The following is a 10,226-nucleotide window of genomic DNA, read 5'->3' as shown; positions in this document are numbered from 1 at the left end:
AAAGAGCGTTTCTGCGAGGAACTTCGTGTTTCTCAGCAGCGCTGCGTTTTCAGCAGCAGAGAAGCGAGATTATGAACCGTGTTTCGCAGTTCGTCAACAACTTTTTAACATCATCGTTGCGACTGCGAGGCTCAACTTCCAGGCCAGCTGCGCGCTCCAGACTGCTGCGCACCACCCGCCCTGCTTCCCTTCTCCCGCGCCGCGTTTCCGTTAGCGCGAAAGAGGCGTGATTCTAAGCACGCGCCCCCGTCTACGCAAGCCCCTTTGTGAAAATATTTTGAAAAGCCCCCGTGCGCTCACGCGCACGGGGGCTTCGCGCTCGACGGGCCAAGTGGTGCCGCTGACCTACGCGTTGCCGGCAACACTTCCCTCTATATATAGAAGCGCGTCACTTGCCGACCACCGCAGCCCGCAGTTGCTCGACCGGCACCGCGTCGGCCATCGCGGTGTAGCCGGCGTCGCTCGGATGAATGCCGTCCCCACTATCGTATCGACGCTGCAGCACGCTCGGGCGCTCCGGATCGCGCAGCACAGCATCGAAGTCGACCACACCGTCGAACCCGCCACCGCTCCGGATCCACCGGTTCACCTCGAGCCGGATCGCCTCGCGCCCCTCCGGCAGCCCGGCTGGCGTCAGCGTCGCGCCGAAGACCTTGACGCCCTGGCGGTGCGCCGCTTCAATCAGCCGGCGGTAGCCGTCGATCAAAGATGCAGCCGTGACCTGCGTATGCGGGTGGTCACAATCGAGCCCCGCGCGCGGCGGCATCGCGGCGAAGTTGATGTCGTTGATCCCGATCAGCACGATCGCCGCCTTCACCCCCGCGTGCGACAGTGCATCACGCTCGAACCGCGACGCCAGCGACGTGCCGTAGCACGCCGAATCGCTAAGCAGCCGGTTTCCGCTGATACCAAGATTCGTGACGCCGATCGACTCCGCGCCGGAAGCGGTCAGCCGACGCGCCAGCGCGTCCGGCCAGCGGCGATTCCGGTTCACGCTCGAGCGCAGTCCGTCGGTGATCGAATCGCCGATCGCCGCTACGCTGGCGCGCGCTGAACCGGCCTCGACCGCGAGCTCGCTCACCCATGCGTATTGGGTAAAACGGGTGCGGAACGCGGCGGCGCCCGGATCACTCACATGGTCACCCGGTGCAGACACGTAATTGAACTGGTTCGACACGCGGTGCCAGACCGTCATCCGCTGGTTCGCCCCCATCTGGAGGCTGATCGCATACGGCCGCCCGGCCGCCACATCGATCGCCACCGGATCGCTTTCGAGTTCCTGGCCCGGCGCAAGCGTCACCGACGCCTTGCCGCCGAACCGGACCGGCGCCGCCGCACCAGCAATCGCCGCCCCTTCGCCGGCGCGCGCGAGGCTCGCCGCTTCGACGACCAGCGGCGCATGTCCGTAGGCATTGCTGACGCGGATCCGCGCGGCACGCCCCGACACCGTCGGATAGACGATCTGGCGCACGGCCCGTCCGGACACGTCGGGTGCACGATAAAGCGGCGGCGGTGCGGCAAGGTCGGGGATCGGCTGCAGCGCGGTCGCCCACGCCGCCACCCATCCAGCCGGCGCGGCCGAAGCCGATGCCACGACCGGCGAGACAAAGACGGCGGCACCCAGCACGGCCGCGGCGATACTGCTTCGAAATGACATCGGCAAAATCCTCGTCGGAAAGCGGGCATTGTGCCGCAGAAGACGCGAACCCCACGCGCCGGATCGCCGTCACGCCGTCCGATCGCGCCCCGACGTCCCTCGTTTACCCGAGTCTCGCCGCAAATCCGCAAGAAATTTATTAACCGACCGGTCGGTTGGTTTATACTTCGCACACATTCACCCGGACGAGAGCCTCGCCATGTACACGCAATCCCTCGACATCCCCGGCAACGTCGCGCCACTCGATGCCGCAGCCGAGTCGCCCGAGCAGGCGCGGTTCGATGCGGTCATGGCCGCCGACGGCAAGATCGAACCGCAGGACTGGATGCCCGATGCCTATCGCAAGACGCTGGTTCGCCAGATCTCGCAGCACGCGCACTCGGAAGTCGTGGGCATGCTGCCCGAAGGCAACTGGATCTCGCGCGCACCGAGCCTGAAGCGCAAGGCGATCCTGCTCGCGAAGGTCCAGGACGAAGCCGGCCACGGCCTCTATCTCTATAGCGCGGCCGAAACGCTCGGCGTGTCGCGCGATTCGCTGATCGACGCACTGCTCGCCGGCAAGGCGAAATACTCGAGCATCTTCAACTACCCGACACCCACCTGGGCCGACGTCGGCGTGATCGGCTGGCTCGTCGACGGCGCCGCGATCATGAACCAGATCCCGCTGTGCCGCTGCACGTACGGCCCGTACGCGCGCGCGATGATCCGCGTGTGCAAGGAAGAATCGTTCCACCAGCGCCAGGGCTTCGACGCGCTGCTGTCGATGATGAAGGGCACCGACGCGCAACGCGCAATGGTCCAGCAGGCCGTGAACCGCTGGTGGTGGCCGGTGCTGATGATGTTCGGCCCGAGCGACGCCGATTCGGTTCACAGCAACCAGTCCGCGAAATGGGGCATCAAGCGGATCTCGAACGACGATCTGCGGCAGAAGTTCGTCGACGCGACGGTCGACCAGGCGAAGGTGCTCGGCGTGACGCTGCCCGACCCCGACCTGAAGTGGAACGAGGCGCGCGGCCATCACGACTACGGCACGATCGACTGGGACGAATTCTGGCGCGTGGTCAACGGCGACGGCCCGTGCAACAAGGAACGCCTCGCGACCCGCGTGAAAGCGCACGAGGACGGCGCATGGGTGCGCGAAGCCGCACTCGCCCACGAAGCCAAGCGCCGCGCGCGCGCCGAACAGCACGCCGCCTGAGCGGCGGCACACCATCGAATTCAGGATTCAGGATTGAGGATTGAGGAGAAAGTGATGAACAAGGAATGGCCGATCTGGGAAGTGTTCGTGCGCAGCAAGCAGGGGCTCGATCACAAGCATTGCGGCAGCCTGCACGCCGCCGACGCGTCGATGGCGCTGCGCATGGCGCGCGACGTCTACACGCGCCGCCAGGAAGGCGTGAGCATCTGGGTGGTGCCGTCGTCGGCCATTACCGCGTCCGATCCGAACGAGAAGGCGGAGCTGTTCGAACCGGCGGGCGACAAGATCTACCGCCACCCGACGTTCTACACGCTGCCCGACGAAGTCAACCACATGTAACGCCCGCGCCATGACGACCACGCCCGAACACCTCTCCTACGTGCTGCGCCTCGCGGACAACACGCTGATCCTCGGTCAGCGCAACGCCGAATGGTGCGGCCACGGCCCGATCCTCGAGGAAGACATCGCGCTCACCAACATGAGCCTCGACCTCATCGGCCAGGCGCGCATGCTGTACACGCACGCGGCCGAACTCGAGCGCCAGCTCACCGGCGCGACGAAGACCGAGGACGACTACGCGTACTTCCGCACCGAGCGCGAGTTCGCGAACTTCACGCTCGCCGAGCTGCCGCACTACGGCCCGATCGCCGGCACCGCACACGCCGACAACGACTACGCGGTGACGATCGTGCGCAACTTCCTGTACTCGGCACTGATGCTGCACGTGTGGACCGCGCTCGAAACGTCGGCCGACACGCAGCTCGCCGCGATCGCCGCGAAATCGGTGAAGGAAACCCGCTATCACGTGCAGCACGCACGCGAGTGGCTGGTTCGCCTCGGTGACGGCACCGACGAATCGCACCGCCGCGCGCAGAAAGCGCTCGACTACCTGACGCCGTACACGCGCGAATTCTTCGCTGCCGATGCAATCGACGACGCGGTCGCCGCCGAGGGCATCGCCCCCGCGCCGGCCACGCTCGAAGCAGCGTGGCGCGCGGACGTGGACGATGCCCTCGCGGAAGCGACGCTCACGCTGCCTGCACCCGTGCAGCATGTGACGACCGGCAAGCAGGGCGAGCACTCGGAGCACATGGGCTACCTGCTCGCCGAAATGCAGAGCCTCGCACGCCAGCATCCCGGCGCGAGCTGGTAACCGGCCGCCCCCACGCCCAACGGAGCCCGACGATGTCCGTCCAGACCGCCCCCGCCAACGCCGTGCCCGCCGCGCGCCACGCCGACCCGCTGCTCGCCCGTGCATGGGACGTGCTCGAAGCCGTGCCCGACCCCGAGATCCCGGTCGTGTCGATCCGCGAGCTCGGCATCCTGCGCGACGTCCGCCGCGCGGACGACGGCCAGCTCGAGGTCGTGATCACGCCGACCTACTCGGGCTGCCCGGCCATGTCGCAGATCGCGGAGGACATCGCCGCCGCGCTGCAGGCCGCGGACCTTCCGGCGCACCGGATCGAGACCGTGCTCGCGCCCGCGTGGACGACCGACTGGATCACGCAGGAAGCGCGCGACAAGCTGCGCGCGTACGGCATCGCGCCGCCGGTCGGCCAGTGCGGCACCGCCGCGCCGCGGGAAAACGTCGTGCGCTTCGTGCCGCGCCCGGTCGCGGCACCCGCGTGCCCGCGCTGCGGCTCCGCCCGCACCGAGCGTCTCGCGCAATTTGCGTCCACGGCCTGCAAGGCGCTGTATCGCTGCGTCGACTGCCGCGAACCCTTCGACTACTTCAAACCTTATTAATCGATATGGCGACCCCGCAATTTCATCCGCTGCGTATCCGCGACGTGCGGCCCGAGACCGCCGACGCCGTCACCGTCTCCTTCGACGTGCCGCCCGAGCTGCGCGACGCGTACCGCTTCACGCAGGGCCAGTTCGTCACGCTGAAGACCCACATCGACGGCGAGGAAACGCGCCGCTCGTATTCGATCTGCGTCGGCACGACGGACTACGACCGTGACGGCGAACTGCGCATCGGCATCAAGCGGGTGCGCGGCGGCCGCTTCTCGAACTTCGCGTTCGACTCGCTCAAGCCGGGTCATACGATCGACGTGATGACGCCGGACGGCCGTTTCTTCACGCACCTGAACGCCGATCACGGCAAGCAGTACGTCGCGTTTTCCGGCGGCTCCGGCATCACGCCGGTGCTCGCGATCGTGAAGACGACGCTCGAACTCGAGCCGCGCAGCACGTTCACGCTGATCTACGGCAACCGCAGCGTCGACGCGATCATGTTCGCGGAGGAGCTCGAGGACCTGAAGAACCGCTACATGAACCGCTTCGTCCTCTATCACGTGCTGTCGGACGACCAGCAGGACGTCGCGCTGTTCAACGGCGTGCTCGACCAGGCGAAATGCGCGGAATTCCTCGACACGCTGATGCCGGCCGACGCGATCGACGAGGCGTTCATCTGCGGCCCCGCGCCGATGATGGATGCAGCCGAGGCCGCGCTGAAGGCGGCCGGCGTGCCTCAGGCGAAGGTGCACGTCGAGCGCTTCGGCACGCCGCTGCCGCAAGCCGGTGCGCCGGTCGTCGAAATCACCGACCAGACCCCGGCCGCCGACCTGGAAATCGTGCTCGACGGCAAGAAGCGCAAGCTGCGCCTGCCGTACGAAGGCGTGAGCCTGCTCGATATCGGCCTGCGCGCGGGCCTCGCGCTGCCGTATGCGTGCAAGGGCGGTGTGTGCTGCACGTGCCGCGCGAAGGTGCTCGAGGGCGAAGTGCGGATGGAGAAGAACTACACGCTCGAAGAGCATGAAGTGAAGGACGGCTTCGTGCTCACGTGCCAGTGCCACCCGATCAGCGACAAGGTCGTCGTGAGCTACGACGAGCGTTGAGCGACGTCGCGTCGCGGCGCCGGACCGTTTCTCGTCGTCACACATCTCGCTTACACTAGGGGCCGCCGGCCGGCTGGACATTGCAACGTCCGCCCGGCCGGCGGTTTTCTTTTGTTGACGACAGGCCGATGAGTACCATTCATGTGATTCAGGGCGGCACCGCCGCCGCGTCGCTGCACGAGGCACTCGCGCAAGCCGGACGCGACGAGCGCGTCGTCGGATTGCTCGACGATCTCGGCGTCGGGCCGCTCAAGGGCGCCGACGAGACGCCCGACACGCGCGCCGCCTTCTGGCAGCGCGTGCTCGGCGATCAGATTCCCGACTGGAACGCGGAGATCGAAGGCGAGTTCGCGCGCCTCGACCAGCTCGCGACGGATACCGGCCAGGTGGTCGTGTGGCATGCGCCGAGCGTCGGCGACAAGCTGCTGCTGCGCCGCGTCGCCTATCACCTGCGCAACGTCCCGCAACGCCTGAACGAAGTGCGTCTGTCGGCCGCCGATCTCGACTCGGCGCAGCGCACGGCGCTGTCGCGCACCGACCAGGCGTGCGCGACCGGCATGTTCTCGCCGGCCGAGCTGGCGCGCAAGCGCCCGGTGGCCGCGCCGATCTCGGTGCTGCGCATCGGCCGCCTCGCGCTCGAATGGCAGGAGGCGAAACACCTGAACGCGGAGCTGCGCTACTGGGTCAGCAACACGATCAAGAGCGGCTACTATGAGGACCTCGACGCGCTGATCGTCGCGCGCGCGGAAACCGACTGGCGGCCCGCGGCGCGCCTCGTCGGCACCATCATGACCGACGCCGACCGCGGCGGGCTGTTCGTCAGCGACTCGATCGCCTGGTGGCGCTGCCGCGAACTCGCGGCAGCCGGCCGGCTCGAGCTGCAGGACGACGCGCCCGACGCCCTCTCTTCCACGCAGGTGCGCGCGGCCCGCACGGCCACCCCGCACCGCTAATCTTCCCCATTCGACCATGGCCCGTACCCGAGCGCCCGACCACGAATCCCAGCGCGAGCAGATCCTCGATCTGGCCGCCGAGAAATTCGCGCAGACGAGCTACCCGAGCACGTCGATGTCCGATCTCGCGACCGCGAGCGGCACGTCGAAGGCGCGCCTCTATCACTATTACGAGAGCAAGGAAGCGATCCTGTTCGACCTGCTCGACCGTTACACGAAACGGCTGATGCTGATCATCGCCGAGGTCGAAGGGGCGAGCCAGCGGCGCGGCCTCAGCGAGCGCGACGCGTTCGCGGAGCTGGTGCGTGCGTTCCTCGCCGAATACGAGACGTCGCACAGCCGGCACGTCGCGCTGCTCAACGACGTGAAGTATCTCGAGGACGCGCAGCGCGAAATCGTGCTCGACCGCCAGCGCGACATCGTCGCGGCGTTCACGCGGCAGCTCGCACGCGCGTACCCGGACCGCATCTCGAAGGAAAACCAGACGTCCGTGACGATGATGGTGTTCGGGATGATCAACTGGACGTTCACATGGCTGAAGCCGGGCGGCCGCCTCGGCTACCGCGACTTCGCCGAGCAGGTGATCGACTTGATCGAGCGCGGGCTGTCGACGGCCGCCTGATTGCCGCGCAGCAGCATGCGTTGCGCGACGGGTACACTGCGGCCGCCCGCCGCGCATTTCATATGATGAATTTTAAATTCACTTAAAATCAATAACTTACAGAATGAACTAAGCGGTTTTAGAATTTCCCCTCAGCACAAATAACGTCAAATACGGGTTTTCCCCAACCTCGCTCGGGTAAAATGCTGTTGCATTGCACAACCCGTTTGTGCACCCACACTGAGGAACCCACGATGAACACGCAATTCAACGGCCCTGCCGAAGTTGTCGGCACGGTCGGCAGTGCGCCGGTTCTCGTCAGGGAACTGGCTTCCAAAGACCGTGAGCAGATGCTCACCCACTTTCTCTCGCTCGACGAAGAGGACCGCCTGCTGCGCTTCGGCCAGATGGTGCCCGACCACGTGATCGAGAATTATGTCCGCACGATCGACTTCGGCCGCGACACCGTGTTCGGCGTGTTCGATCACGACCTCGAACTGATCGGCGTCGGCCACCTGGCCTACCTGCCGGCCGAGGGCGACAAGCGCACGGCCGAATTCGGCGTGTCGGTGCTCGAAAGCGCACGCGGCCGCGGCGTCGGCTCGAAGCTGTTCGAGCGCGCGGCGATCCGCAGCCGCAACACGCACGTGACGATGCTGTACATGCACTGCCTGTCGCGTAACGCGACGATGATGCATATCGCGAAGAAATCCGGGATGCGGATCGAGTACGCGTACGGCGAAGCCGATGCGTACCTGTCGCTGCCGCCGGCCGACCACTCGACGATCATCGCCGAGATGCTGCAGGAGCAGGCTGCGGTGTTCGACTACGCGATGAAGCGCCAGGCGCGCCGCACCACGAAGTTCATCGAATCGCTGATGCCCGCCGCGCTGACGGCGTAACTTCAGTCAGCCGGGCCGCGCCTGCCGCGCGCCCGGCCCCCCTCCCTTCCCCGCCGCGCACTAGCGCACCGAACGAATCGGCAACGCCGTCGTCTCCTTGAAGCATTCGAGCGAAAAGCTCGTCTTCACGTCGATCACCGACGGGTGATGCAGCAGATGCTCCTGCACGAAGCGGGAGAAATGCGCCATGTCCTCGACCTGCACGCGCAGCAGGTAATCCATGTCCCCCGTCATCGCGTGGCACGCGACCACCTCCGGCCAGGTCTGCACGGCCGCGCGAAACAGCTCCGCATGGGTCGCGCCTGCCCGCGCCGACGTTTCGTCGGCCCGCACCGGCGCCAGGCCGCCGCGCTTCTCGAGCCGCACGCTGACGTACGCGAGCAGGTCGAGGCCAAGCTTCTGCGGATCCAGCAGCGCGACATAACCGGTGATCACGCCGATCTCCTCGAGCCGCCGGATCCGCCGCAGGCACGGGCTCGGCGACAGGTTCACGCGCTCGGCGATCTCCTGGTTCGACAGGCGCCCGTTCTCCTGAAGAATCGCGAGAATCCGCCGGTCGATGGCATCCAATTCGGCTTGCGCCATCTTCTGCCCTCCAATAAATGATTTGAGACTGGAAATTGCGCCATCGTAGGTTCCGGCAATTAAGTTCGCAAGTTTACGCTCGTGACTGCCCGCTACACTTTGTCGCACGTACCGATGCGTCGCGCACGCCACCGCGTGCGCCACGCTCGACATCGAACCAGGCCGGGCCTGCGCACGTCGCCCCGGCCGATCGCCCCCACAGGAGACACGCCATGCAGATCCCAAACTGGGACAACCCCGTCGGCACCGACGGCTTCGAATTCATCGAATACACGGCACCGGACCCGAAAGCGCTCGGACAACTGTTCGAACGGATGGGTTTCACCGCGATCGCGCGCCACCGCCACAAGGACGTGACGGTGTACCGCCAGGGCGACATCAACTTCATCATCAACGCCGAACCCGATTCGTTCGCGCAACGCTTCGCGCGCCTGCACGGCCCGTCGATCTGCGCGATCGCGTTCCGCGTGCAGGATGCCGCGAAGGCGTACCAGCACGCGCTGGAACTCGGCGCATGGGGCTTCGACAACAAGACCGGCCCGATGGAGCTGAACATCCCGGCGATCAAGGGCATCGGCGATTCGCTGATCTACTTCGTCGACCGCTGGCGCGGCAAGAACGGCGCGCAACCGGGCGCCATCGGCGACATCAGCATCTATGACGTCGACTTCGAGCCGATCGCCGGCGCGAACCCGAACCCGGTCGGCCACGGCCTCACCTACATCGACCACCTGACGCACAACGTGCATCGCGGCCGCATGCAGGAATGGGCCGAGTTCTACGAGCGCCTGTTCAACTTCCGCGAAGTGCGCTACTTCGACATCGAAGGCAAGGTGACGGGCGTGAAGTCGAAGGCGATGACGTCGCCGTGCGGCAAGATCCGCATCCCGATCAACGAGGAGGGCTCGGATACGGCCGGCCAGATCCAGGAATACCTCGACGCGTATCACGGCGAAGGCATCCAGCACATCGCGCTCGGCGCCACCGACATCTATCAGGCGGTCGATGGCCTGCGCAGCAAGGAAGTGAAGCTGCTCGACACGATCGACACGTATTACGAACTGGTCGACCGCCGCGTGCCGAACCACGGCGAATCGCTGGACGAACTGAAGAAGCGCAAGATCCTGATCGACGGCGCACGCGACGACCTGCTGCTGCAGATCTTCACCGAGAACCAGATCGGGCCGATCTTCTTCGAGATCATCCAACGCAAGGGCAACCAGGGCTTCGGCGAAGGCAACTTCAAGGCGCTGTTCGAATCGATCGAACTCGACCAGATCCGCCGCGGCGTCGTACAGGACAAGGCCTGACACATCCGGCGGGCGGCTGCCCGGGGCAACCCGGCGGCCCGCACGATCCGGCGGCGTGTCAAGTCCTGGAATAGGTTGACAGTATCCAGGCACTAGAACGCCCGATGCACCGCATCGGGCGTTTTGTATTTCAGAGCCGTATGCGGTCGCTCATGGTTGTAGATGTGCACCGACTGTTCG

At 66.0% G+C, this 10,226-nt stretch carries 12 protein-coding genes; 9 read left to right on the top strand and 3 right to left on the bottom strand.

What is annotated here, in order from left to right; genetic code table 11:
- Positions 1-388: 388 nt before the first annotated feature.
- Positions 389-1,657 carry an SGNH/GDSL hydrolase family protein gene (locus G3N98_RS35775; protein ID WP_206150762.1) on the bottom strand — a complete coding sequence of 423 codons (1,269 nt, stop codon included), beginning with the start codon at positions 1,655-1,657 and terminating at the stop codon, positions 389-391.
- Between the two features lie 199 nt (positions 1,658-1,856).
- Between G3N98_RS35775 and paaA the strand changes: the two genes are divergently transcribed.
- From paaA to G3N98_RS35735, 8 genes are all read left to right on the top strand, one after another.
- Positions 1,857-2,855, top strand: coding sequence for a 1,2-phenylacetyl-CoA epoxidase subunit PaaA (paaA, locus tag G3N98_RS35770; protein ID WP_069246920.1), 999 nt, complete (start codon positions 1,857-1,859; stop codon positions 2,853-2,855).
- A 54-nt stretch (positions 2,856-2,909) separates the two neighbouring features.
- Complete coding sequence (paaB, locus tag G3N98_RS35765) at positions 2,910-3,194, top strand: 1,2-phenylacetyl-CoA epoxidase subunit PaaB (RefSeq protein WP_010092957.1); 285 nt, start codon at positions 2,910-2,912, stop codon at positions 3,192-3,194.
- Positions 3,195-3,204: 10 nt separating this feature from the next.
- A complete protein-coding gene (gene paaC, locus G3N98_RS35760; RefSeq protein ID WP_089471991.1) occupies positions 3,205-4,008 on the top strand; it encodes a 1,2-phenylacetyl-CoA epoxidase subunit PaaC in 804 nt (267 codons plus the stop codon).
- A gap of 32 nt (positions 4,009-4,040) precedes the next feature.
- On the top strand, positions 4,041-4,601 hold the full coding sequence (paaD, locus tag G3N98_RS35755; RefSeq protein WP_089471990.1) for a 1,2-phenylacetyl-CoA epoxidase subunit PaaD: 561 nt from the start codon (positions 4,041-4,043) through the stop codon (positions 4,599-4,601).
- A 5-nt stretch (positions 4,602-4,606) separates the two neighbouring features.
- A complete protein-coding gene (gene paaE, locus G3N98_RS35750; protein WP_089471989.1) occupies positions 4,607-5,695 on the top strand; it encodes a 1,2-phenylacetyl-CoA epoxidase subunit PaaE in 1,089 nt (362 codons plus the stop codon).
- A 128-nt stretch (positions 5,696-5,823) separates the two neighbouring features.
- Positions 5,824-6,648, top strand: a complete 825-nt coding sequence (locus G3N98_RS35745; protein ID WP_206150761.1) for a DUF1835 domain-containing protein — start codon at positions 5,824-5,826, stop codon at positions 6,646-6,648.
- Between the two features lie 16 nt (positions 6,649-6,664).
- Positions 6,665-7,270, top strand: a complete 606-nt coding sequence (locus G3N98_RS35740) for a TetR/AcrR family transcriptional regulator (protein ID WP_006482923.1) — start codon at positions 6,665-6,667, stop codon at positions 7,268-7,270.
- A 233-nt stretch (positions 7,271-7,503) separates the two neighbouring features.
- Complete coding sequence (locus G3N98_RS35735; RefSeq protein ID WP_039366876.1) at positions 7,504-8,151, top strand: GNAT family N-acetyltransferase; 648 nt, start codon at positions 7,504-7,506, stop codon at positions 8,149-8,151.
- Between the two features lie 60 nt (positions 8,152-8,211).
- Here the strand turns inward: G3N98_RS35735 and G3N98_RS35730 are convergent, their stop codons facing one another.
- Positions 8,212-8,736 (bottom strand): Lrp/AsnC family transcriptional regulator, encoded by a 525-nt coding sequence (locus G3N98_RS35730; RefSeq protein WP_011655746.1) that lies wholly within the window; start codon positions 8,734-8,736, stop codon positions 8,212-8,214.
- 212 nt (positions 8,737-8,948) lie between these two features.
- On the opposite strand from G3N98_RS35730, the gene hppD reads away from it, so the two are divergent.
- Entirely contained in the window at positions 8,949-10,046 is a 1,098-nt protein-coding gene (gene hppD / locus G3N98_RS35725) for a 4-hydroxyphenylpyruvate dioxygenase (protein WP_089424279.1), read from the top strand.
- Between the two features lie 92 nt (positions 10,047-10,138).
- Here the strand turns inward: hppD and G3N98_RS35720 are convergent.
- The coding region (locus G3N98_RS35720) for an integrase core domain-containing protein (RefSeq protein WP_206150763.1) at positions 10,139-10,226 on the bottom strand (88 nt) is incomplete at its 5' end.

Source organism: Burkholderia sp. Tr-20390 (genome assembly GCF_017104595.1).
Classification (GTDB): Bacteria; Pseudomonadota; Gammaproteobacteria; order Burkholderiales; family Burkholderiaceae; genus Burkholderia.
This window is presented reverse-complemented; position numbering and strand designations above follow the sequence as displayed.

Coding starts and splice junctions, on each gene's coding strand:
- G3N98_RS35775 (WP_206150762.1), bottom strand. CDS start 1,657: ATGTCATTTCGAAGCAGTATCGCCGCGGCCGTGCTGGGTGCCGCCGTC.
- paaA (WP_069246920.1), top strand. CDS start 1,857: ATGTACACGCAATCCCTCGACATCCCCGGCAACGTCGCGCCACTCGAT.
- paaB (WP_010092957.1), top strand. CDS start 2,910: ATGAACAAGGAATGGCCGATCTGGGAAGTGTTCGTGCGCAGCAAGCAG.
- paaC (WP_089471991.1), top strand. CDS start 3,205: ATGACGACCACGCCCGAACACCTCTCCTACGTGCTGCGCCTCGCGGAC.
- paaD (WP_089471990.1), top strand. CDS start 4,041: ATGTCCGTCCAGACCGCCCCCGCCAACGCCGTGCCCGCCGCGCGCCAC.
- paaE (WP_089471989.1), top strand. CDS start 4,607: ATGGCGACCCCGCAATTTCATCCGCTGCGTATCCGCGACGTGCGGCCC.
- G3N98_RS35745 (WP_206150761.1), top strand. CDS start 5,824: ATGAGTACCATTCATGTGATTCAGGGCGGCACCGCCGCCGCGTCGCTG.
- G3N98_RS35740 (WP_006482923.1), top strand. CDS start 6,665: ATGGCCCGTACCCGAGCGCCCGACCACGAATCCCAGCGCGAGCAGATC.
- G3N98_RS35735 (WP_039366876.1), top strand. CDS start 7,504: ATGAACACGCAATTCAACGGCCCTGCCGAAGTTGTCGGCACGGTCGGC.
- G3N98_RS35730 (WP_011655746.1), bottom strand. CDS start 8,736: ATGGCGCAAGCCGAATTGGATGCCATCGACCGGCGGATTCTCGCGATT.
- hppD (WP_089424279.1), top strand. CDS start 8,949: ATGCAGATCCCAAACTGGGACAACCCCGTCGGCACCGACGGCTTCGAA.